The sequence below is a fragment of the Acaryochloris marina MBIC11017 genome, assembly GCF_000018105.1.
GTDB classification, from domain to species: domain Bacteria; phylum Cyanobacteriota; class Cyanobacteriia; order Thermosynechococcales; family Thermosynechococcaceae; genus Acaryochloris; species Acaryochloris marina.
In genome coordinates, this window is the sequence record NC_009925.1 from 5,352,541 (window position 1) to 5,375,656 (window position 23,116).

Consider the following 23,116-nt stretch of genomic DNA (forward strand, 5'->3'; position numbering starts at 1 on the left):
GAGTGATGTCAGCTTCAAGAAGTCCAGAACCAACCATTGGCTTTGTTGATGAGTACTGCCAACTATTTGCAGAGTTATTTCCCCAAGTCCGCAGTTATGAAGCCTTCAAGCATCTCCATCTGGGGATGATTAGTGATATCAAACGTAAATCATTGCCCGCCATTGCAAGAGCAGTGGGCTTGGAGAACCATCAAAGCCTGCATCATTTTCTGAGTGAATCACCTTGGGTAGCGTCACATTTGTCTGACAAGAGATTGGACATCATCTTGAAAATACTGGATGGGCGCAGGTTAATTCTATTGATCGATGAGACGGGCGATTGCAAAAAAGGCAAGAGTACCGACTATGTGAAACGGCAGTATATCGGCAATGTGGGCAAGAAAGAGAATGGCATCGTCGCAGTCACTGCCTACGGGCTGTTTCAAGGGATGATTTTGCCTTTGTCCTTTGAAGTGTACAAACCCCGAGAACGTCTTAAAGAGGAGGATGAGTATCTCAGCAAACCCCAAATTGCTGCTGGAATGATCCGACAGTTGCAAGGGATGGGCTTTTGCTTTGAGCTCGTCCTGGCTGACAGCTTGTATGGGGAAGCTCAAACAAACTTTGTGAATGTCTTAGAGGAGTTAAAGCTGCCCTATATCCTAGCGATTCGTAGCAATCATGCGGTGTGGTTACCCGCAGAACAAGCAGTCTTTGCCGAACCGTGGCAGTCATTTGAACGAACCTTCAGCAATGGCACCACTGAAACTCGTTACAGGCAAGAGATCATTTATGGCCAGCGACACCACCAGAAGCGCTATTGGCTATTAACCACGGACCCCCAAACGCTACCAGAGAACTCAACCTCTTATGTCATGGCAGCGGCACCCGAGATCAAGCTGGATGAAATTGGGGATTGCTATGGCTTCAGAACTTGGATTGAGTATGGTCTCAAACAGTCTAAAGATACCTTGGGTTGGGCTGATTTTCGCATGACGCACTACGAACAAATTGAAAAGTGGTGGGAGATAGTGATGAGCGCTTTCTTGATGGTGAGTTTGTTCGCTGATGTCTTCAATGACTCTTGTCCAGTGGCACATCAACACTTTGCGCAGCATCCTTGGTGGGATAACCAAAACGGGTGGAAGAATCTGCTCAATAATGTGCGCTTGATCATTCAACCGTTAATCAGTTGGAATCTTCTAAAGCGCTGGTTAGAAGTCTTTCCCAGCCGTGCTTTGAAAAAGGGGTTTGAGCAACTCACATCAAAGATGGAGGCATTTTGCTGTCCACTGGTGAGGAAATTGCTCAAGCATCCTGATTTTCTCTCTGTCTAAAGTGATAAAAGAGGGTTAAGACTGGTGCTGATACCAATTACCCAGCTAGTTGACCTGTATAGCTCGCCGAAAGCATTGAAAATAAGCCAATCATTGGAGTCAAACAGTTCATCTCCACATGAAATTGGTATGACCTATTTCAACTTGATCTGGTGCCGCTCTCGATCCAAGAATACGGCTGCACAACATGCTGAACTGATGGATAATCCTTGGAAATGGCAAGATTTAGCTACCTATCCCACACTATAGACCTCTTGCAATATTCATTTGACGATGTGGTATTGCTGTTTGCCATCCCTCAAGTTGTCAAAGATAGCTCGTAGTTATAGATAGCTGCAATCAAGTTACACCGCAGCGCGTAGCGACGACGACGATTGCGATAGCGCTCCGACAGAATTCTGAAAATCTTCAGGCTGCGATTAATGTGTTCAATGCCCATTCGTTCCTGACTCAGAGCACGGTTATACTCTCGCTGCAGGGAAGTCAGTTCACCGTGTTGTGGCTTCTTGAGAGGAACATAGCTGTTGGCATGATAGGCTGCAATCCCTTGATATCCGCTATCTTGCAGACTCTCGGTATCTGGATGGATATGGATACCTGAAACCTTGGAGATCTGAAAATCATGCCGACGACCTGGACCAACGTTAAGGCAGATAATCTCTAAAGTGTTGCGGTTAGCGATAATCTGGCATTTGAAGGTATGTCTCTTTTTTTTCCTGAATAATACGCTTTTTGTCTTGTCTGGGGACGTTCAATGGGCGTTTCAGTCACATCCATCACAACGACATCCGGTCGCTCGAACCCTTGTAGCAGAGATTTCTGACCGGGTAAGCGAAAGAGTCCTGAGTTCATCAGAGCGGTCTCGACCTGGTGGACAATACGGCAGACAGTTGATTCAGAGACTTCCCAATCTCCAGCAATGTGGAAATAGGTCCGATATTCTCGCCAATATTGAAGGGCTACCAACAGTTGATCACATCGACACAACTTTGGAGGACGCCCTGCATTAGAGCGACTCAGGTGATAGGTATGCCATGCATGGAGCATGGGTTTAAAGGTTCGCTTGTAGACTCCAGTTCGTCGCTTAAAGTCCTTCGCACTCAGCTGTTGGGCTGTTTCGTAATTCATTGGATATGGCACTGAATAGAAAGAATATCAGGCTCAATACCATATCGCACATTCAATTATGCAAGAGGTCTTATGTTGATGCACAATCGATTTATTATCGGGCCTGCCTCTGATAGGTAACCAGAAAAAGAGTAAAGAAAACTAAAACAAAAATGCTATTGAAAAGTATATGACCATCTAAAACACTTCGTTCTCTCCAATAATTCCATATCTCATAGGAATTGCGGGCGGGAATCGAAAAGAGAATTATTTGGCAATACGCTCCATCAATCCATGCCAGTATAGATATTCCGTAAAACATTGCTCTGAGCCAAATGGGGCACAAAGTATTTACCGATTCCCAAGGGTTCTGATTATGCCTGTACATTGAGATTAAATGGCAGGCAAAAGCGCAAAATGGGAACAGGAAGAATAATAAAACTGTACGATTCCAGTTAATAAACTCTTCTGCCTGTGAAATATTCTCCGACAGTGGCGTGATTATTTTGAGATAAATTTGTATGTGATGCCATAAGAAAAATAATGTCATAGAAGACAAAAATAACCCTGTAAATCTGATTATCTTTATCGTTCTTCTATCTGTAAGCATTGACTTGAAATAGAGATTTTATTGAGTAAAATTGCAGCAGTATTTTGAAAAGACTGCTGCAATTTTTATATCTACTATTGCTGGGAATCAACATCCCCTAAATTAAAGAGGAATGGAACGCTGTTGTTGCCTTTGCCATCCATCACCAGCACCTTGGGCATTTGGGCACCCCCTTCACGCCAGGCTGCGATCGCTTCTTTTTGCAGTACTAGCTTGCCCCCTTGGCTCTTCAAGGTCTCAGCCAAAAGTCGTTGGGCTTCGGCTTTACCTTTGGCGCGGTTGATTTCTGCTTGAGCCTGGGCTTCAGCTTTTTTGGCGTCAAAAATAGCTTGCTTGGCCTGCTGTTCGGCGATTTGCTTAGCTTCAACAGCCTCATTAAATTTAGGACTAAAGCTGAGGTTTTCGATGGCACTGCCTTCGAAGTTGATGCCAAAGCTAGAGAGGCGTTTGGTCATCCCTTCGTCAAAGGCCTTACGGAGCTGCTCACGCTTGGTAATGGCTTCTTCAGCCGTATATTGAGCACTCGACGCTTTAAAGGCTTCTTGAGTTAAGGATCTAACTTTAGCTGTGACTTGAGGCATAGTGCCGATGCGGGTTCGAGTGGTGGTAAGTGGGCCAGGATCAACCGTGTAGAAAACGGTTAGCTCAGCGGTGAGGTCTTGTAAATCCTTGGTTGCGGCGGCAGCAGGGAACTGCTCCTCCTGAATGTTGGCATCATAGACATCAATTCCACAAAGCAAAGGACACTTAAAGTTCAAACCACTTTGGGCCATTGACCCTTTCTGCACTTTGCCTAAAAACTTATAAACACCAATTTGAGTCGGACCCAGAATTTGAAAGGTACTGGCACCCATTAGAGCTATAAACAGTCCTAGGCCAGTTTTCCAATTCAACCAACCAAGATTGTTTCTGACATTATTCATTTGTTTGTCTCCAATGAACCATCAAGGTTCAAAAGTTGTATTAATTCTGCCGACGCATACGAAGTAGCGTCTCTATGGGTTGATAAGCCAGGAAAAGCATCCTTAATCATTTGGGCTTATTCGTACTGGCCCAGCGTTAATCTGCTTGTAGAAAAGGCTTTGATTCAAAACCTGAAAGCTCGGCGATGACTGCATTGGGAAATCCCTGCAGTTGCTGTTGGAAGCTTTGTACAGCCTGGTTATATCGCATTCGTTCTACGGCCAACCGATTTTCTGTGCCAGTGATTTCATACTGGAGGTTGATATAAAGCTGGCTGGATTTTAGAGCTGAATGGGTCAGGGCATAGGTTTGAAACTGATCAATGGCCTGATCTATTTTTTCTACTGCATCCTGCTGCTGCTCAAGGCTGTCCGCTTCTAAGTAGGCTTGTTGTGCCTCGATGAGCGTTGTTATCAGGGTGCTTTCATGGGTGGTGTAGGCTTGAGTAACCTTGACCAACTGTGGAATTAGATCTGCCCGTCGCTGACGTTGATTCTCGACTTGCGCCCAAGCAGCTTCCACCTGAATTTTGTGATTGGCAATCGCATTATATGTCGCGATAAGCCATCCTATACTCCCCATTATAGCAATAGAGCTTATAAGCAGCCACTTTCTCATCCATTGTCTTATATTCTGTTTTTTTATTAGTTTTTTGGCGTTTTGAGCTTGAATTTCGGCAATGGCTTGAGGAATATACTCGGCTGGAATGCCAGCTTCTGCAGCGGCCATTTCCAGCTCTGTTCTGGAGTAATGTTCTAGGTCCGCAGAGGCGTATTGAGAGGCTAGCTCAAAAATTGCAGGAGCATCACTGGCTGGAATCATTTGCTTTTTTTGATTCATAGTCTCTACTTCTCGAAACATCTCGATTTACCAACTGCCTCCGGCACCACCGCCACCACTGCCGCCTCCAAATCCTCCACCGCCAAAAGATTCCCCCCCGCTATCGGCAATAGTGTCAGGGGATGGGTCTGACTTGGGGCTCTGAATGGTTTCGTCATATTCCTGGACATAGTCACAACAAGCACATTGCTCAACGATATGAACGGTTCCTGATTGATCTGGCGTGGCTTTTTCCAGTACTTCTGAACGGCATTGGACGGTTAATTCTTGGCAATTTGGGCAGGTTCGAAACGATTCAGGTCTCCATCGGTAGACTCGAATATGGATTCTCTCCGACCCGTCTTTGGGGCAAGAGTTTGGGCATTGCCAACCTGCAAATTTCAAGCTTCCTATTGTCTGAGCCACTTTTTCCGCTGGCGTTAGATGAGCAGAGAGTTGTTCTGGTGGCATTGGGCGTAAGTACTTCTGACACTCAGCACAAACAACTACTTTTCCAGAGTTAGAGCTATAAGCCTCACTCGCTACCCGTGAGCGCTGTCCGGGTTGAAGGACGACCCTTTTCGGTTTGCTCAACGTCCACATGCCTCCCCCCAACAGACCTAGTCCTAGATTTTGAAGATAATCCGGCAGTTATACAAGATTGGTCATCAATCGGATAGTGTCAGAGAAACCCTCTTCACAAGATATGATTTCTGCCAATGCCAACTCCCAAAGCTTCTCCAATCGAACTATCGCAGCAACAACACCATTGTTTGACCCAAATCGTGCGACAAACCACCAATCCTTATCGCTTGGTACGTCGAGCAAGCATCATCCTATCAGCCGCCTCAGGCGAAAGTAACACCCAGATTAGCCGTCAATGGCAACTCGACCGCAACCAAGTTCGCTATTGGCGTCAGCGCTGGCTTGATAATCAAGAGCGTCTTGCCCTTTGTGAGCAGGTAGACGACAGCGAAACAGAATTGCACCAGCAAGTGTTGGAGGCTTTAACAGATGCCCCGCGTCCAGGTGTCCCACCCACCTTTACCCCAGAGCAGGTGATCCAAATTGTGGCTATTGCCTGTGAATCTCCCCAGGACTCAGCCCGACCTGTGAGTCAATGGACACCTGAAGAGATTGCTGATGAAGCGATTAAACGCGGCATCGTCCCTCACCTGTCGGCCAGCAGTGTGAGACGTTTTTTGGGGAGAGGCTCAGCTGCAGCCCCATCGGAGTCGCTATTGGCTCAATGCTAACCCTGAGGACCCAGAGGTGTTCGAGGCGAAAGTGCGTCAGATTTGTCAACTGTATGACTCAGCAGCTGAATTGGCAGCTCAACAGATTCACCTTGTCAGTACGGATGAAATGACGGGCATTCAAGCGCTTGAACGACTATACCTAGACCAAGCCATGAAACCAGGGCAACCACGTCGCTTGGAATTTGAATATAAACGGCACGGTACCCTCAGTTTGATTGCCAACTGGCACGTGGCTCTGGGAAAGGTGATTGCGCCTTCTATCGGACCCACTCGAAAAGAGTTTGACTTTGCCAATCATATTGCCAATACCGTTGAAACAGCACCGGACGATGGATGGATTTTTCTACTCGACCAACTCAATACCCATCGCTCTGCTTCCTTGGTGCGATGGGTTGCTGCTTGTTGCGGTATGGATTCAGAGTTAGGTGTTAAAGGTCAATCCGGTATTCTCAAATCGATGGAGACTCGCACAGCTTTCTTGAGCGACCCCAGCCATCGGATCCGATTTGTTTATATCCCCAAACATACCTCCTGGCTCAATCAGATTGAATGCTGGTTTAGTATTTTGGTGCGTCGATTGATTCGTCGAGGCAATTTCACCTCCAAGGATGATTTGCAACAGCGCATCCTCGAATTTATTGAGTATTTCAATCACACGATGGCCAAACCTTTCCAATGGCAATTTAAGGGATTCCAACCTCGACTATAGCTGATGAACTATTTACAGATCTCTGCACTAGAACGAATACGAATGGCATCCAAGTCCAATAGTTGGTATCAAGGGGGACAAAGGAGACCGACTCAAGCTTGGCAACGATAGCCTGAGTCCCGCTAATGGTTCCCTGATCATAGGAATGGGGATTGGGGCTTTTTACCAGCCCCTGCTGACGAAAATCGTCCTCTATCTCTCTGAAGGCAGGCAGAATCTGTTGATCAATAATCTGTTGAATGGTTTCATCGGGTAAATGGGTTTGGATACCTTGCCCGGTCTCAATTTCAACACGATGATCGTTGACAGATATCAACAGTAGCAAGCCATTCTCCAATCCTTTTTTGCCAATTCCCCAATGATTGAACAAACGGGCTGCAAAGGTTTTGGGGGAGTCTGATGGCAAGGTATCCAGAACAGTAACAACTGCAATTTCACTGCCATTTTTGGTTTCCAACCCAGAAATGATCTGATTGAGTTGGCTTTCCGCTGCAGGAGATAGGATCTCGGCAGTATCGCTGACCCATCCTTGATTGAGCTGGCGGGGGTTAGGAACTTGTTGATAAGGGACTGCCCAAGCTGCAAGGGGCCCGCTAACAAACACTAGGACCACTGCAACACACCACAACTTTCCAAGGATGAGTTTTGTTGCTTTCATAGGGAATACTCCTACACTGAAGACGACAAACTTCACACTTCCTAGTTTCTGAGCGGCAAGTTCGATTGTTGTGAGGTGAGGTAAGAGTCTTGCAGAATCAACTTTCTCTAGTTTTTGTTGACAGTATATGCAGCGTGGCGTTAGGTTTCCTAATTCCTTGCTGTATTCTGGTCGAGGAACTCGAGATCGCTGACCTGGCTCAGGTCTTACGCCTTTTTTCCGATTGATAAAAGTACTCAATATACCCATCAGTCCAACACCGCTTCCAATCGACTTCATCCAAGAAAATTGAAATTATTTTGGGAATTGTAGGTAGGCAACGGTTGATCCACTTTCTACCAACTGCCACCTGCACCACCGCCCCCACTATCGCCCGCACCAAAACTACCGCCGCCGCCGCCAGAGTCTCCGCCGAAGCCCCCGCCAAAACCGCCACCATAATTTTCCCCCCAAAGGTTATCCGAACCACTTCTATGCTTTGAAGCGCTAGCAAGTTTTAGGGGAGGGCTTTTTTCTTCGTATTCTTTGACATAGCCACAACATTCACAGGTATCTGTGACATAGTTTTTCCCAGGCTGATCATCTGTCGCTGATTCCAGAACCTCAAAGGAACGTGAGACTGTAAACTCTTTGCATTCAGGACATTCGCGGAATGAAATGGGATTCCAAATATAGGCCCGAACATGGATATTCTTGGAGGCATCTTCTGGGGAAGATGTTGGGCATTGCCAACCGATAAATTTGACGCTGCCCAGCTTTTGAGCTACTTTTTCTGTCTCGGTTAGATGGACCGACAGATCTTTTGAGGCTATTTTGTGGAGTGCTTGTTTGCAATGGGCACAGCGTGGCACTCGCCCATCCAAATCGTAGCTGTACTTCTCTCGAGATACCCGTGAACGCTTCCCTGGACGCAGGACGGCACCTTTTTTCTTCAAACTATACATGAGGAAGCCCAAGACACCCCAAACTCCGCCAACACTCAAGATCCCCCACAACCAAGAGAAATCAGGCTCAGTATCGTAGATTGTCCTAACTGGCTGACGGTTGATTGGACTAGACTCGGGGAGAGATGTGTCGGCGCTGAGGTGTTGGATCAGAAGCTGTGTACCGGTGGTCGCTCCCTGGTCAAAGTTGCCAGTTTTGAATTTGGGCAGAATGTGATCATCAATAATTTGTCCGACTTTGGCATCGGGCAAAATGGCTTCAACTCCATAGCCTGTTTCAATCTCGACTCGGCGATCTCCTTTGGAAATCAGGAACAAAACACCACTATCCTGCCCTTCTTTGCCAATTCCCCAATGGTTAAACAAGCTAGTCGCAAAGACTTTGGGTGTAGCGGATGGGGATGTATCTGGCACAGTGACCACGGCAATTTCACTGCCGTTTTCAGCTTCCAGTTGGGTGATGAGTTGGTTGAGTTGGGTTTCAGTTTCTGGACTGAGGACATTGGCCATGTCCGTTACCCAGCCTCGAGTTTGTTGGCGAGGATTGGGGACTTGTTTGTAGGGGACGGCCCAGACAGTGAGGGGAAGAGTTGTGATACCAGCAAGGCATATTGCAGTCCCAAGGCTAATACTTGTATGAATGCTGAGATATGACGCTTTCATTCTGGATGCTCCTGAACTGGATAAAGAGTTAAAGATCTCCCCCAAAAAGACTAAAAGTGGTTTACCTATTTACCTCTGTCGCCTCTACTGAAATCATTTGAGTCGCTATAGTTACTGGAATTGCTGCGAAGGCTATCTGAATCCTTACTGCTATGACTATGGTTATTTCTGCTGTTAAGACTCATCTTCACCCGTCTGATGATGCCGAGGGCAAAACCGAAGAAGAAGAGTGAGGGAAGCCATGCCCAAGGAGGCTTTGTGGCAGAGCGGGGGGTACGATTTGTTGAAGTTGAATATGGGGTGGTGTCAGCTCTAAGGTGAGACTCTAGAGTAGGCTGTGAGACTGTTGTGAGAAAAACGACTGCAGAGGGAGTGGAGAGTGCTGACGAGGGAGCTTTGCTGATTGCAAACTGATGGGGTGTTGCTGATGGGACAACCTTGGGAGTATGCCAACTAGGTTTGGGTATACCTTCAATGGTGGTGGTGGAATTGATGACAATGCCCGTGCTGGTTATCGCGATTCCAGTCCCAAAGCCGATGGCCTGGCAAGTTCTAAACCGTATTGTTCTCATGTGAGATTCTCGTTAAATCAATCAGGAACAAGTTCCCTGGAGTAGTGAAAACGTGGTTTTTGAACTAGGAAAAAGCGTGGGCAGGAAACGGCTCAATCCCCTTCTGCTCCCTAATGGGAACATTGAGCTGACAGGGAGGACGACTTACCAATCTCCACCACCGCCGCCACCGTCACTGCTTCCACCACCGAAATCGCTACTATCGCTATAGTTCCCATAATCGCTAGGGTTGCTAGAATCGCTGCTTCTGTCGTGGCTCTCAAAATCGAACCAGTTGTTGCTACTCCCTTGGTTGCCACTGGACAGATTAGTTAGAAATCGCCAAAGAACAAAGCCACTAAAGCCTAGAATGCCGATCAGCCAAATCCAGTCAGAAGAAGGTTGACTGGACGAGCGGGGTTGGCGACGCTCCGAGTTTGATGCCACCGCAATCGATTGGCCGAAGGGGAAATTGGAAAAGGGAGGCGTTTTCTGGGAAACATTTCTTTGAGATAATCCCGTAGCCAAAATTGCCGATGTCGGGATGAGTGCTGAATCATAAACAATACCGATAGGTGGTGTATTGTCCCCTTTTCTTTCTAGAACTGGATCCAACTGAAGAGGCATTGAAACTCCCTGGTGGACTGACGCTGAAGTATATAAAGGCACAGCTGCAATCACAACACCAATTCCAATCCCCATAACTTTTTAGGAGATATACTGGATAGATTTCATCCGGAAATCCTCTGGTAACAAAATCAATAACTGAGCTAACGGAGCCCTAAGATTGGTGACGTTGGAATGTGTGCAGATTATTTTGGCTAGACAGGACCAGACCTATGGCCTGCTCGTATTGGCTAACCATAAGTGTGGGGTGAAATAAGGTTTCTACATGGTGACGGCAGTCGGCCCGATTGAGCTGGAGGGCCGCTGAGATTTTCTTTACAAACTCATTAATTGTGGAGCAGATAAATCCAGACTTACCATCTGCGATTACTTCGGGAATTACCCCGCAGTTCATGCCAATAACGGGGGTGCCGCAGGCCATCGATTCCAGCATCACTAGGCCAAAAGGTTTATCCCAAATGATGGGAAAAACGGTGACGGCTGCCTTGGCAAGCAGATCTGCTTTTTGGGCATGGTTGACGTCTCCCAGATACTGAATGCGTTGACCATCAATGTGAGGTTTGATCTGATGATCGAAAAACTCTTGCTCAGATGGGTGAATTTTTCCTGCCATTTTTAGAGGTAACCCAGCATGTAGGGCAATTGCGATCGCAAACTGTGGACCGGTCTCTGGTGCCATCCGCCCGATAAAGGCAATGTAAGGCGGAGTCTGGCATTCAGCCGCAAAGGGATATCGTGATAAGTCAAGGGTGTTGTGAATCGTATCACTGTAATTGAGGTGGAGCATCGTTTGTTTCTGGGCCTCGCTAATGTTGATCACAGGAAGTTGAGGACAGGGTGCAAAAAGTGAGGGGTTACTGACCTGATGTCCTTGCTGGACTAGGCCGTCTGTCAGCACGTGGATGACACGTTCAAGACCGCCATGCCTGGGCAATATGGAGGGGGCTTGTTTTGAAGTGAGGGTGCATAAATCGCTCCTCTTGATGCGATAGAGAAGGGACTGAAAGGTGGGTGTATAAGGTTATGGAACGCTGTTTCAATCCCGTCCTCACATAAGATATCTCTTTTATGTGAGATTTGCCAATGATTTTTCTCACATGAGGTTACTCTAGTTGATCATGAATAGAGTCTTTGTCTGTCCAAGGGTAGAGATAGATAGCTTGATAAATTTGAGTTTAGGAGCATAGACTTACTCCATCTCCTTTAAAGACCTAAACATAAAGGAGGTAAAGGGATGCTCACATAATTGAGATTTGCCTCATATAAAAGTTGTGAATTAGAGATAGAATGAGGAAGATCATTATTTATGTGAGTTTATTGGAGTGATTCCTCCAGAGTTCTTGAGTGACTTAGCCACTCAACAGGGTGTATCCAAATCTGAATTAGCGGCTCTCAAACTTGGACTAGCCGGGTATTCCACCGCTGATATTGGCGAACAGCTTGGAATTAGTGGGGATGCAGCCCGCAAACGCCTCAGTGAGGTCTATCAGAAATTTGGGATTGCTGGCCGAGGTCCCGTTAAACTCACAAAGCTGCAGCAACTCCTGGTGACGCGTTACCAAGAAGCCCTTGAAAAGGGAACGGCTGTAAAAGCTGCCGAGCTAGAGCAGGTAGATTGGGGCAATGCCCCCGATGTATCCGTGTTTTATGGGCGTACTGCAGAGTTAGAACAACTAGAGCGATGGATTATCCAAGATCGGTATCGCTTACTGGCGCTTTATGGGATTTCTGGGATTGGCAAAACCACCCTTTCGGTTAAGTTAACTCAACGACTGCAACCTCACTTTGAGAAAATTTTTTGGCGGTCGCTGTACTATGCGCCACTCCTGCAAGATTTACTGATTGAGCTGACGACCTTTCTCCACGGTTCACCATTAGACCCTGCTCTGGCGACGGTATCTGAGCAAATGGATTGGGTGATGGATTACCTCCAACATCATCGGTGTCTGCTCGTCTTAAATGGCTTAGAATCCTTTAGCCGTAAGGGAGACTTGGCGGGGAGTTACCAACCGAATTACGAAAACTACAGTCAATGGATTCATCTAGTGGGAACGGTGCCCCATCAAAGCTGTGTGGTGACGACGAGCCAGGAGAAACTCGGTGAGGTCGCCTATCTAGAGGGCCAAACCTTACCAGTCGGTTCTTTTAAGTTGCGGGGGTTGGAATTGGAGCAAGCGAAAGCGATTCTCCAAAACAAGGGACTGACGGGAGAAGATAAATGGCAATATCTAGTGGATGGGTATCGGGGCAATCCGATGATGCTGAAGCTGGTCGCCGAAACCATCAAGGAAGTCTTTGGTGGCAATGTCGGTGACTTCTTAGATACCAGCTTGTTTACCAGAGATATTCACAATTTTATCGAGCGAATTTTTGACCGGGTTTCAGATTTAGAACGACAAATTTTATATATCCTCGCGGAGCAAAATGACGGGTTAAGTTTTAAGCAACTGCAAACCCAACTCTCCAGTATCAATGCTCAAGACCTAATGAGTGCCCTTTCCTCCCTTCGTCAGCGGTCTCTGATTGAACATGTGGATCAGGGGTTTATCCTGCCGCCAGTGATCAAAGAGGTCACCCAACAAATTATGGTGTCTGAAGCCTAATCGATAGATGGTGTATTGTCCCAATCCTAAGTGTAAACAGCGGCAAAATCCTGCAACGGCGGAGATCTGTCAAAGTTGCGAAACACCATTAATTCTTAACCAGAACTATCGTCTGATTCGGCCCTTAGTGAACCTTGAGCGATCGGGCAACACTGAAGTGTTTGAAATTGAGGATCTGCGCTCATCGGATTCAGCGCCGAAAGTGCTGAAGCTTCTCAAGTACAATGGCGGCGATCTAGAGCGGTTGTTTAAACAAGAGGCAATCTATTTACAGAGCCTGGACCATCCTGCAATTCCCAAAATTGATCCTCAAGACCGTGCAGGCGATGGCTATTTTTCAGTTGTGGAGCCAGCCACTCGTCGAGAAATCCATTATTTCGTGATGGAAAAGGTCGAAGGGAAGAATCTACGAGACTGGCTACAGGAGCAAGCGCCGATTGATAGTGCCACTCTTCTGAAGTGGCTTCGGGAATTACTGACTATTTTGGACTATCTGCATGCCCAAAATATTTGGCATCGAGATATTAAACCTTCCAATATCATGTTGCGACCGGACGGACAGTTGGTTCTGATTGACTTTGGCGCAGTCAAACAAGTTCGGCCTCACCCAGAAGAGGCTGGAGATATTCCCCCTCGACCGGATATAACGGTTACTGATACCTGTGTGTTTGCGGCGGGATATACCCCCCCAGAACAAATGGATGGGAGAACGGTTCAGCAGTCTGATTTTTTCGCTTTGGGGCGTAGCTGTGTGCATTTACTCACCCAAATTCCGCCCTACAATCTGCGGGTCGATGATGGTGGTCAATTAGTCTGGCGAGAGAAAGTCCCTGATGTTTCGGTGGTGCTTGCTGATTGGATTGATCAACTGATGTCTCCGTTGGTTCGAGACCGTCCTCAAACTGCAGCTGAGGTCTTGAAACACATTCAACCAGACAACCTTGTTTCCCCTCCCCAGGCCCAAAATTTATCTGAAGGAGAGATTTCACAAAGTTCTTTCCCTTGGGGCTCCTTGCTGAACCTTATTCTGTTCTCCATCCTGCTCATTAGTGGCCTGTTGTGGTGGCAAGCCCATGAGAATAGTCAACCAGCTGAGGAGACAAATCAACAGGTGCAGCATCATCTTCCATCCCTGAGACTATGAAGGGGGATTCAGTAGCTGGTCGGTTTCTGATGTTGCTTTTTCCATGATTTCTTCGACAGCCTGATCAGAGGTGTCAGGATTAAGAGCTTGACTAAGAGCCGTTTGTAAGATTTCTGAGGCTTGATCATATTCTGGAATGCGAGGTCGATAAATGACCTTGGTGATCGCCTCCTGGACCTCAGGGGATCCTTGTTTGAGCACGGCTTTATGACTGGGAATAAATTGAGTGGCTTGGGTAAATTGGCGCTGGGATTTCTCACTGGTGAAAAATCGAATGGCTCGCCAGGCTTGATCAGAATGCTGTGTTTTTTTGGCAATCCCTAACCCCCAACTGCCATTGCAAGGGCCACCTGAATGCCCCTGGACCTGTAGTTGCATCGGCACTGATTTAACCATCTTGTCTTTAGCCAGAAACAACTTTGCCCTGGGCCAATGTCGCAGAAACATGCTTTTCCCGGTCCTAAATTGAGCGAGGGATTCTGCTTCGCTATAGGTAAGAACGCTGGTGGGAGACACTTTGCTGGTTAAGGTGTTGCGTAGAAACTGAACGGCCTGAATAGCCTCGGGTTGATCAAGCCCAACCTGGCGCGTTTCTTCATCAATCCAATAACCCCCATGTCCTGCCAGTATTTCGACAAAGGTGGCAATTTTGCCTTCGTACTGATCGCCTTGCCAGAGAAAGCCCCATTCCACTAGCTGCTTTTGTTTGAGGGTTTGGGAGATTTTCATTAAGTCCGTAAAGGTCTGGGGCGGTTTCTGGTAGCCAGCCTGGGCGAGTAAATCAGAGCGGTAATAGAGCATGCCCATATCGGAACGCAAGGGGATGCGATAGGACTTGCCGAAATATTCTCCATCCTTGACGGCTTGGGGAGTGAATTGAGATCGCATCTCTGTATCAAACCGCCCCGACAGATCTTGAAGACAGCCTCGAACCGCAAATTCAGGCACCCAAATCACATCGATATACACCAAGTCGGGAGACCCTTGGGGCAAACAGGAGCCTTCCTTGAGCTGCTTGGATAAAAAGCCACCTAAGTTCTTCGTGGTGATCAGACTAATTTTGGTTTTGGGATGTTTGGCCTCAAATTTTTGGATTAAGGGTTTCCACGCTTGCGCTTCATCCTCTGGTACAAGCAGGGTCAGGACAACTGGCGGCCAGGTGAAATAGAGCAGCCCGAGTGCCAGCACTTGTACTGCTGCAATTCCCAACCAAAAACGCTTTGCCATTAACCGTACTGCTCAGTGATGGAAACCAGGTGAAAAGATAGGATTTCAGCCTATAGTCAGGATCTCATGATTTAGACTCACTCCTGGTCTGGTTGACGCTGTGGACTTAGGGCAAGGTTAACCGAGGAATTATCTACTGTTTACCTTCTAAATTTAGGCTTTGGATGCATGTGCAAATTTGAGGAGTGTAACCATCAATGAGTACCCTGGCAGACCAAAGACCAGAGGTTGATCAACCGAGCCAAAAGGGAAATCCAATTTGGCAATGGATAGGGGTTGTCTTATTGGTTTATTTATTAATTGCCGCTGTCGGTATGATCGGATCTGGCTTTAAGTCAGCCACGGGGGACCAAGCGGAAGAACTGTTTGCCTTTGCCACAAACCCCTTTATGGGTTTGATTGTGGGAACCGTGGCAACCGCTCTGATTCAGTCTTCAAGTACCGTGACCTCAATTATTGTCGGCTTAGTAGCTGGAGGATTACCTGTTGCTACGGCAGTACCGATGGTCATGGGAGCGAATATTGGCACCACGATTACCAATACGCTAGTGAGCTTAGGCCATGTGGGCAACAAAGATGAATTTAAACGAGCCTTTGCGGCTGCTACGGTACATGACTTTTTTAATCTCCTGAGTGTCGTTATTTTTCTGCCTGTAGAAATCTTTTTTCACCCTCTAGAAAGAATGGGGCTATTCTTTGCCAATCTAATGGTGGGGAGCAGCTCGGTCAGTATGAAGGATATGAATGTGGTGAAAGCTGCCACGAAGCCAGTTGTAGAAGTTGCTAAAAGTGGGACTAAGATCCTGCCTGCCCCTTTTGACGGTGTTGCCCTGATTATTGTGGGGATTGTGCTGATTTTCTTGACCATTGGTTTCGTGGGCAAGCTACTCAAAGTACTGATGGTGGGTCGAGCTAAGGATATCTTGCATGTGGCCATTGGCCGGGGACCGATTGCTGGGATTGCGGCGGGCACCCTGATTACAATTCTGGTCCAGTCTTCTTCCACGACGACGAGCTTAATGGTGCCTCTGGCTGGATCCGGGGTGTTTGGCCTGTCGCAGATATATCCCTTCACCTTGGGTGCGAATATTGGCACCTGCATTACCGCCTTATTAGCCGCCACTTCCGTTTCGGGGGCTGAAGCAGTACCAGCCTTGGAAATTGCCATGGTGCATATGCTCTACAACTTCTTAGGCGTGGTTGTCATCTATGGCATTCCCTTCCTCTGCCGCTTACCCATTCAAGGAGCCGAGACCCTTGCCGTTGTGGCCAGTGAGAAAAAGTCCATTGCGTTTGCCTATATCGTCGGCGTGTTTTTTGTCGTCCCGGCGGTTTGTTTAGGCGTCACCTCAGTGGTTGGCTAGGACTACCCACAGCCTGTTGTTAGGAGAAGTAAAAAAATGAGTGACAAATTGGCCTATATCCAACGAATTGAGACCCAAATCAGTGATGTCAAAGCGACTTTAGCGCAGTTGAAATCGGATCGCGATCGCATCTTAGAACAGGCCCAACATGAAGAGATTGAACAGTTAGAGCAACATCTCGCCGATGCCCAGCTAAAGCTCACTGATATTGCCAATGCGGCAGATGAAGCTTGGCAAGAAATTACCCAGGCCATCGATGAAGCGATTAAGGGCTTGCAAACCAGAGTACAAAATCTGCTGAATCGCTAGCGTAAGTTCCAGGCCCAGTAAACACTGGTCACCTTTAATCCGCGAGCAGTTTCTAGGGCTATGACCCGCAAACCTCTAAGCTTGTCGACAAACCTTTGGTAGGGGGTGTTTCTCAGGGTTTTATCTAAGATCGTGTAGGTTTTTGCGTGGCTGTGATATTCCTGCTTGCCGTATAGGAGCGCCAGTTCGATCATATCGGTGGAAATGGCCCGCTGCTGCATGCGCCGCTTTGTATGGCTAGGGTCGCTAACGGAACCGGATAGGAAAAACTCAGGTAATGTTTCGAGGCGAGAATCGTCTGTTAACAGTTGATGCAGTTCATGGGCGAGCTTCATAACGTTGACCTAAGTGCAGCTAAATGTAGCTTAAATCTAGGCCCATGAGAGAAAAACGATTAAATTACGGAACTATTGGGACTGCCGTTCTATCCACTTACGCAATAGTACTGATTTAAGAAGGTACACAAAATACTGGGGGAACAGCGAAGTAATTGAGCCTGGATTCATTCCTATGGTGCCATAGCTAACCTTTGCTAGGTTAAGCCTGTTCATAGAACTCTATGATTATTAAATGGGTTGTCACCTCAGTTTATGAGCAAATTCGGCAGCACCTTAACGCTGCCGCCAGATAGGGAATAGGATCTGAAACAAAGCCTATGGTCCCTAAGCTGAGCTAGCTTCTAACTCAGCACCGGTGATTGCGACAGTAAATAACGTTCTAAAGCTGCTTTCAGTTCTTCACTCCGAATGGGTTTACTCACATAATCTTGCATGCCAGCCTCAAGGCATTTCTCTCGATCCCCCTGCATGGCATTAGCGGTCAAAGCAATGATGTAGGGCCGAGCTTCAGGGGACCAAGTTTCTTGAATGGCTCGGGATGCTGTCAGGCCATCCATTTCAGGCATTTGCAAATCCATTAGCACTACATCATAGGGTTGGCGATGGAGAGCTTCTAAAACTTCCTTGCCGTTGTTGGCCACATCTGCCTCATATCCCAACTGTTTCAGAATAAGCAATGCAACTTTTTGGTTCACCACTACATCTTCCGCTAACAAAAGGTGCAACGTTTTTGAGTTAGTACTGGGTTGAGGGCAATCAAACTCAGAATTTTGCGTATTTTCGGATTGCCTGGTTACTGCTCGGACCAATATGGCACTTAGCTGTGCTTCTTGAATGGGTTTATTTAAGATGGCATAAAAAAGACTTTTATCCATCGGAGTTGAAATAGCCTCAACGCCCAAAGAACTGAGCATGACCAGAGGCAAGTCTTTGTATTTTTGTAAGCCATGGATCCTCCTGGCTAAGGTTAAGCCATCCATCTCTGGCATTTGCATATCGACCACGGCTAAATCAAAGCTAGATCTTCCTCGCAGGAGTTCAAGGGCTGCCGGTCCACTGGGGGCTGCTTGGGAATACATTCCCCAAATATTTGCAAATTTGGTTAGAATTTTTCGATTCGTCAGATTGTCGTCAACGATCAGGAGTCGTTGGCCTTTCAACGGTGCCAAATCATGAATCGGGGCACAATCGAAAGTGTCAGCTATTGGAGCTGCAATCGTAAAAGTGAAGGTGGAACCTATTCCAATTTCACTATCCACCCAGATCTTTCCACCCATCAATTCACACAGCCGCTTACTAATAGCTAAGCCCAACCCCGTACCGCCATATTTGCGGGTCGTGGAGGAATCGACTTGGCTAAAGGATTGAAACAATCGATTCAAGCGATCTTCGGGAATACCAATCCCTGTATCTTTCACCGCAAATTGGAATAATCGTCGAGGAGACTGGCCCTCGCTACCAGACCCCTCCCTATCCTGTATCTCTGCGGTTACTTCTTTGACATAGACGATGACTTCACCATTGTCCGTAAACTTCACCCCATTCGTAAGTAAATTAACGAGTACCTGGCGTAGACGGGTGACGTCTCCTACGATGCCGCAGGGTAAATCTGGATCAGCAAGATAAGCAATTTCTAAGCCTTTTTTGAAGGCTCTTGGGGCGACTAATTTCAGGGCTTCTTCAATGCAGGATTTGAGGTTAAACGGTTGTTCTTCAACTTCGAGTTTTCCAGCTTCGATTTTAGAGAAATCTAGAATATCGTTGATCAGGCAGAGAAGTGCATCCCCACTACTGCGGATGGTATCAACAAAATCCTGTTGTTGAGCATCGAGGGATGTATGGGTCAGTAACCCAGTCATTCCGATCACCGCATTCATTGGAGTTCTCAGTTCATGACTCATATTGGCGAGGAATTCGCTTTTCACCTGACTGGCTGCATCGGCGCGGTCTTTAGCTGTTTGTAATTCTGCATTGACGTTACGCAGTTTTGCATCAGCCTGTTGGCGTGCCGTTACGTCCTGATAAACCCCAAGGATGCCCATAATAGTTCCATCCGCCTGATGAAGGGGAACTTTAATCGTTTCCAGCCAAGTATCCGGGTTATGGCGCTTTAATAATGCAGTTTCAATCTCTCCAGTCGTGAGAATTCGCTGTTCGCTGGCCTGGAATGCTGCTAATTCTGGTGGAGCCCATGGGAGATCAGCATCCGTTTTACCAACGACTTGTTCAGGTTGGCTTAAGCCAACATAGGTTGCAAATTGCAGGTTGCAATCCAGATAAATGCCCTCACGATCCTTCCAGAATAGAAGTTGTGGAATCGTATCAATCACACGTCTTAATAACTGCTGAGAAGTTTTTAGATCTTCATTCATCTGCACGAGATGGGCTTCAGCTAGTTTGCGAGGAGTAATATCCTGTAAAAATAGGGACAGCCCATCCACACTGGGAAAAATGCGGACTTCCAACCAAATCTGGCTATTGGCGTAAAAGACTTCAAAGGACTGGCTGATCTGGTCTTGTAGGGCAGTGTGATAGTTTTCCTGATGATCAAGTCCTAGCTCCTGGGGGTACGTTTGCCAGAAGTTTTGGTGGATGCCATCTTGTAGGCCTTGGCCAAAGAGTTCAGCAGCCTTCTCATTGATATAGACGACCTGCCACTCTGGATTTAGGGTAATAAACGCATCCGTGATGCTGCTCAAAATGCCTGATATGCGTTGTTGGGATTGCTGCTGCTCTTGGATAAGCGCCCATTGGCGTCGAATGACGAGATAGGCAGTGCCTCCCAAAATGATCAGTAGACAGCCAAAACTAATCAATCTAAAGATATTCGCTGTCTGACTAGCGCTCTGGTGCTGTTTTGTATAGAGAGCTTCTAGTTGGTTGATGGCTTCTGAAGTGGGTTGTTGAAGGATTGTTTGGGTTAGCTGATCAACCTTCGGTTTGTACTCCAGAATAATTCGGGTATGGGCAATGGCTAATAACAGCCCCTCTTTATTAGCTTCAGCATGGCTCATTGCTTCTAGCTGGGTCATTTGCTGGTTGATTTGTGGCACCAGCGCTTCGTTGGCAGACAGACTATACAGCAGTACGTTATCCAACATGTCTTGGAGTCTTGCTGTACTATTTTTCGTTAACCCCTGAGACCGATCGCCTTGACGGACTTCTCTAACGAGTTCAGGTAAGTAGTTTAAGGAATTTTTGACCACCGCATTGGAAGATTTAAACGATTCAACCCATTCTTCTTTCTGCTGAAAAAGTTTATTGTTAGCTTTCAACTGTTGATTGAGGGTTGACGGGTTACCAATAGAGCCAGGAACCTGCTCTAATTGTTTTTGTATGGCCCCTTGCTCAGAAATAGCCTGCACAAGTGGATCATAGGAAGTGAGCAAGGCATAACGGGACTTGAGAACACCTTGATTTAATGCAGCGTCTTTAACTAACTGTTGAGTAATTAAGGCATGATAACGCTGATGAACTTCGGGATCGACGGATACGCTTTTGTAAACTGATCCAGTGAAAAGCAAGAGAAGGGTAGATACCCCCAAGTATTTGAAAAACTTTCTCTGTTTCATCAGCTAGACTCTTTCCACTTAGGGCAGGTTAGAAAAGAATGAATATTGCAATCGCTGTTGATCGAATTGGTTTGATCACCCAGTGGAGCATTGCTCAAGGTTGTAATGGTTTGGCTTAAGATAGCCCGCTTATAGAAATGGGGAACGGTTGATTGGATGATTGGAGAACACCATTGCTGAACAATTTTCTTAAATTGAGTCACATCCCATAGCGTTCGAATCAAGGGAGAAAATAAGACAATTCCAAATAAATGGACGCTTTTTGTGATTTTTTCCATCTAATATCCCCCTATCTTCAAAAATAAACTAATAGCTAGAGGATCCTTTTTAGCTCTCTCAGATTAAATTTCAGCCAATCTTTATAGATTTGAATGCTTAACTATTAGTTTGCCCAAACGTCTATTCCCACTAGCAAATAATTGGAACTAATATCTAATAAACAAACTAAAAAAATACATCTAAAATCACTGATACAGAGGCAAATCTTGCCAATTTTATAGTTATGGGGTCAATATAAATATTTTGTATAAGCTATTAAATCAGTCTTGAGTGATTATCTTTTCAGTACAAGATTTTGCAAGTTTATTTTTGGCACATTGCTATTCCTTTGGCTTCTGCTGCACCGAAATAGGCCAATTCAAAGCATGCCTAGCTGAGATCTTTCATTATTGATATGACAAAGTGGATGCAACTATCAAAATGGGTTAGTGGATGGGGCGCCAGCAACAGGATGTCACGGAAATTGGATAGATTATCAACTGTCTTTAGCTGAGAATTAACTTAAGAAGCGTAAACAATAGATCGATCACGATTCATCTGGTGGGATCAATGGATCATTAGGCGGGCACATAAAAAAATGAACGTCGATTTCTCAAAATGATCTACAGAGTAAAGCACCTGACTTTCTCCAGAAATCTAATGGTGGTATGAATAAATGAAATATAAAAACATCATAAATTTTTTTGTTAAGAAAATATAGATAAGTTAATGTAATAGTCATAATAAGCACGACAAATTCCTGTTTGGGAAAAGTGTATCGACGGAAAGGTTATCCTTTCTGATAAAAATCGCTGGCCAGCTTATAAATTCCTGTTTCAATTCTTTCATTTAGCCAGCTCTTAAGATCCTGGATCCAAGAGCTGGTTAGTCATTTTCTATGATTAAAACGCTTGAGTCTCAGCCAACACAATTAACGTTCTGTAGCTACTGCAATCCGTCACCTAGGGTTCAAGTCGTGCGGATCACTAATATCAAGAATTGGTATTTTGAGCGGGTGGTCTTTCCCCAACAGACTTTAGTATTCGATGCGCCACGGACGGCCCATCTTGAGATCCATAGCAGCGAAATTGCTACAGCCATTCAAGTAGACTGTATTCCCTGTCGGCGGTTGGCTGTCAAAACCGTCTAGAGTGCCTGGGCAAAATTTATGAGCTGTAATGAAGTGCTTTCAGGCTAATTTTGCTGTCAATTTTTTTGGAGAAAGATAGCCAGTTGAGCCTGTAAAAAAAGCGGACTATGTTTACTTCCAGTAACCACAGGATCCAGAGAATCTATTGTCAATCGCGAAAAATCAGTATAGGCAGAAAAAAGGCAAAAAATAGGATCAGATCAAGGGCAATCAAATAGGACAGTTGTCATATAACGGTCCGCCCATTCATCACCAAATGCCTTCTCCAATATTCGTCGAGTTTTGTCATTCTGTTGTTGTTGCTGGCAGTACCGTTGTTGTCCAGCCATAACTTGTTCAATCTCTGATTCGGACACAGGCTGAGTTGTTATGGCTTGCTGGCAATGCCATTCCAAATAGGCCGAGACTCGATCTAAAAATTGAGTTTCTTCTTGGGATGTTTGGGGTCGGATAAACAGGCAGAACTCAGAAAAGATCGTTCCCCACTCGGGAATCTGCCGTGGCTCGGAAAACTTCAAATCGGGTAAATTCTGGAGATGCTCATGGTATGACGGGGGTAGCTTTCCGTTAGCGATAGGGGACAGATCGGCAATGGCAGCACTAATGCCACTTCGTCCACCGACCAAATCGGTACCAAACATGGGTAAGGCGTACTGCGGTTCAGGAAACATGACGCAGTGCAAGATATCTAAGCCTGTTCCTACTTGAGCCAGCTCCAAATGAAGTTTGCGAAACGGTGGAGCCTGGTAACAAATATTTTCTATGACGAGGAACTCGCCTTCGAGACGTCCTTCAACATGCCCGAATTCTGAGGGAAGGGGATAGTCTGATAACTCTAGATAGTGGGTCCAAATTGCTTCAATCCGATTGGCCCATTCTCGAATGAGTGGATGCTGCTGCTGACGTAAAGACATAGATACAAAAT

Annotated in this window: 22 protein-coding genes and 1 pseudogene; 10 read left to right on the forward strand and 13 right to left on the reverse strand. The window is 46.3% G+C overall.

All coding sequences use genetic code 11. From position 1 onward, the window contains the following. Window positions 1-5: 5 nt before the first annotated feature. Both AM1_RS23925 and AM1_RS43295 read left to right on the forward strand, forming a co-directional pair. Window positions 6-1,316 carry an IS701-like element ISAcma8 family transposase gene (locus AM1_RS23925; protein WP_012160919.1) on the forward strand — a complete coding sequence of 437 codons (1,311 nt, stop codon included), beginning with the start codon at window positions 6-8 and terminating at the stop codon, window positions 1,314-1,316. A 129-nt stretch (window positions 1,317-1,445) separates the two neighbouring features. Continuing rightward, window positions 1,446-1,565: pseudogene (locus AM1_RS43295) on the forward strand (IS1 family transposase); the annotation flags it as partial. Between the two features lie 49 nt (window positions 1,566-1,614). Here the strand turns inward: AM1_RS43295 and AM1_RS23930 are convergent. The 4 genes from AM1_RS23930 to AM1_RS23950 form a co-directional block, all read right to left on the reverse strand. Further along, a protein-coding gene (locus AM1_RS23930) for an IS5 family transposase (RefSeq protein ID WP_315875420.1) occupies window positions 1,615-2,444 on the reverse strand; the annotation gives its coding sequence in 2 pieces (ribosomal slippage) (window positions 1,615-2,027 and window positions 2,027-2,444; 831 coding nt in all). A 663-nt stretch (window positions 2,445-3,107) separates the two neighbouring features. Beyond that, window positions 3,108-3,956 (reverse strand): prohibitin family protein, encoded by an 849-nt coding sequence (locus AM1_RS23940; RefSeq protein ID WP_012165502.1) that lies wholly within the window; start codon window positions 3,954-3,956, stop codon window positions 3,108-3,110. Between the two features lie 136 nt (window positions 3,957-4,092). After that, window positions 4,093-4,836, reverse strand: a complete 744-nt coding sequence (locus AM1_RS23945) for a LemA family protein (protein WP_041660324.1) — start codon at window positions 4,834-4,836, stop codon at window positions 4,093-4,095. A 27-nt stretch (window positions 4,837-4,863) separates the two neighbouring features. Then, complete coding sequence (locus AM1_RS23950) at window positions 4,864-5,409, reverse strand: hypothetical protein (RefSeq protein ID WP_148215811.1); 546 nt, start codon at window positions 5,407-5,409, stop codon at window positions 4,864-4,866. Window positions 5,410-5,534: 125 nt separating this feature from the next. On the opposite strand from AM1_RS23950, the gene AM1_RS23955 reads away from it, so the two are divergent. Both AM1_RS23955 and AM1_RS43300 read left to right on the forward strand, forming a co-directional pair. Continuing rightward, on the forward strand, window positions 5,535-6,071 hold the full coding sequence (locus tag AM1_RS23955; RefSeq protein ID WP_049783712.1) for a helix-turn-helix domain-containing protein: 537 nt from the start codon (window positions 5,535-5,537) through the stop codon (window positions 6,069-6,071). Between the two features lie 109 nt (window positions 6,072-6,180). Then, a complete protein-coding gene (locus tag AM1_RS43300) occupies window positions 6,181-6,783 on the forward strand; it encodes a transposase (protein WP_049783824.1) in 603 nt (200 codons plus the stop codon). Here the strand turns inward: AM1_RS43300 and AM1_RS23965 are convergent. Further along, window positions 6,758-7,441 (reverse strand): TPM domain-containing protein, encoded by a 684-nt coding sequence (locus tag AM1_RS23965; protein WP_012165505.1) that lies wholly within the window; start codon window positions 7,439-7,441, stop codon window positions 6,758-6,760. The two genes, AM1_RS43300 and AM1_RS23965, sit on opposite strands and share 26 nt — an antisense overlap. A gap of 335 nt (window positions 7,442-7,776) precedes the next feature. After that, a complete protein-coding gene (locus AM1_RS23970; protein ID WP_012165506.1) occupies window positions 7,777-9,048 on the reverse strand; it encodes a TPM domain-containing protein in 1,272 nt (423 codons plus the stop codon). Between the two features lie 446 nt (window positions 9,049-9,494). Between AM1_RS23970 and AM1_RS42305 the strand changes: the two genes are divergently transcribed. Then, window positions 9,495-9,665, forward strand: a complete 171-nt coding sequence (locus tag AM1_RS42305) for a hypothetical protein (RefSeq protein WP_187152903.1) — start codon at window positions 9,495-9,497, stop codon at window positions 9,663-9,665. A gap of 99 nt (window positions 9,666-9,764) precedes the next feature. Here the strand turns inward: AM1_RS42305 and AM1_RS23975 are convergent, their stop codons facing one another. Together AM1_RS23975 and AM1_RS23980 are read right to left on the reverse strand one after the other, a co-directional pair. After that, window positions 9,765-10,226, reverse strand: coding sequence for a hypothetical protein (locus AM1_RS23975; protein ID WP_012165509.1), 462 nt, complete (start codon window positions 10,224-10,226; stop codon window positions 9,765-9,767). A gap of 154 nt (window positions 10,227-10,380) precedes the next feature. Further along, window positions 10,381-11,124 (reverse strand): glycosyltransferase, encoded by a 744-nt coding sequence (locus AM1_RS23980; protein WP_148215812.1) that lies wholly within the window; start codon window positions 11,122-11,124, stop codon window positions 10,381-10,383. 424 nt (window positions 11,125-11,548) lie between these two features. Between AM1_RS23980 and AM1_RS23985 the strand changes: the two genes are divergently transcribed. Further along, window positions 11,549-12,829, forward strand: coding sequence for an NB-ARC domain-containing protein (locus tag AM1_RS23985; RefSeq protein WP_012165512.1), 1,281 nt, complete (start codon window positions 11,549-11,551; stop codon window positions 12,827-12,829). Window positions 12,830-12,836: 7 nt separating this feature from the next. Continuing rightward, complete coding sequence (locus AM1_RS23990; RefSeq protein WP_012165513.1) at window positions 12,837-13,973, forward strand: serine/threonine-protein kinase; 1,137 nt, start codon at window positions 12,837-12,839, stop codon at window positions 13,971-13,973. Here AM1_RS23990 and AM1_RS23995 read toward each other — a convergent pair. Then, window positions 13,968-15,200, reverse strand: a complete 1,233-nt coding sequence (locus AM1_RS23995; RefSeq protein WP_012165514.1) for an extracellular solute-binding protein — start codon at window positions 15,198-15,200, stop codon at window positions 13,968-13,970. The two genes, AM1_RS23990 and AM1_RS23995, sit on opposite strands and share 6 nt — an antisense overlap. Before the next feature lie 197 nt (window positions 15,201-15,397). Between AM1_RS23995 and AM1_RS24000 the strand changes: the two genes are divergently transcribed. Together AM1_RS24000 and AM1_RS24005 are read left to right on the forward strand one after the other, a co-directional pair. Next, window positions 15,398-16,564 carry a Na/Pi symporter gene (locus AM1_RS24000; RefSeq protein WP_012165515.1) on the forward strand — a complete coding sequence of 389 codons (1,167 nt, stop codon included), beginning with the start codon at window positions 15,398-15,400 and terminating at the stop codon, window positions 16,562-16,564. Between the two features lie 36 nt (window positions 16,565-16,600). Next, window positions 16,601-16,873, forward strand: a complete 273-nt coding sequence (locus tag AM1_RS24005; RefSeq protein WP_010477369.1) for a sll1863 family stress response protein — start codon at window positions 16,601-16,603, stop codon at window positions 16,871-16,873. On the opposite strand, the gene AM1_RS24010 is transcribed toward AM1_RS24005, so the two are convergent. The 3 genes from AM1_RS24010 to AM1_RS24020 form a co-directional block, all read right to left on the reverse strand. Beyond that, window positions 16,870-17,208 carry a DUF4258 domain-containing protein gene (locus tag AM1_RS24010; RefSeq protein ID WP_010477371.1) on the reverse strand — a complete coding sequence of 113 codons (339 nt, stop codon included), beginning with the start codon at window positions 17,206-17,208 and terminating at the stop codon, window positions 16,870-16,872. The two genes, AM1_RS24005 and AM1_RS24010, sit on opposite strands and share 4 nt — an antisense overlap. 344 nt (window positions 17,209-17,552) lie before the next feature. Beyond that, window positions 17,553-20,783 carry a DAHL domain-containing protein gene (locus AM1_RS24015; protein ID WP_012165516.1) on the reverse strand — a complete coding sequence of 1,077 codons (3,231 nt, stop codon included), beginning with the start codon at window positions 20,781-20,783 and terminating at the stop codon, window positions 17,553-17,555. Beyond that, window positions 20,783-21,061, reverse strand: coding sequence for a hypothetical protein (locus tag AM1_RS24020; protein ID WP_012165517.1), 279 nt, complete (start codon window positions 21,059-21,061; stop codon window positions 20,783-20,785). Before AM1_RS24020 ends, AM1_RS24015 begins: the two co-directional genes overlap by 1 nt. Window positions 21,062-21,939: 878 nt before the next feature. On the opposite strand from AM1_RS24020, the gene AM1_RS24025 reads away from it, so the two are divergent. Next, a complete protein-coding gene (locus AM1_RS24025; protein WP_012165518.1) occupies window positions 21,940-22,191 on the forward strand; it encodes a DUF1830 domain-containing protein in 252 nt (83 codons plus the stop codon). 200 nt (window positions 22,192-22,391) lie between these two features. Here AM1_RS24025 and AM1_RS24030 read toward each other — a convergent pair whose 3' ends face one another. Continuing rightward, the gene (locus AM1_RS24030) at window positions 22,392-23,105 is read right to left on the reverse strand and encodes a phycocyanobilin:ferredoxin oxidoreductase (protein WP_041660328.1); all 714 of its coding nucleotides are present in this window, start codon (window positions 23,103-23,105) and stop codon (window positions 22,392-22,394) included. Window positions 23,106-23,116 lie beyond the last annotated feature (11 nt).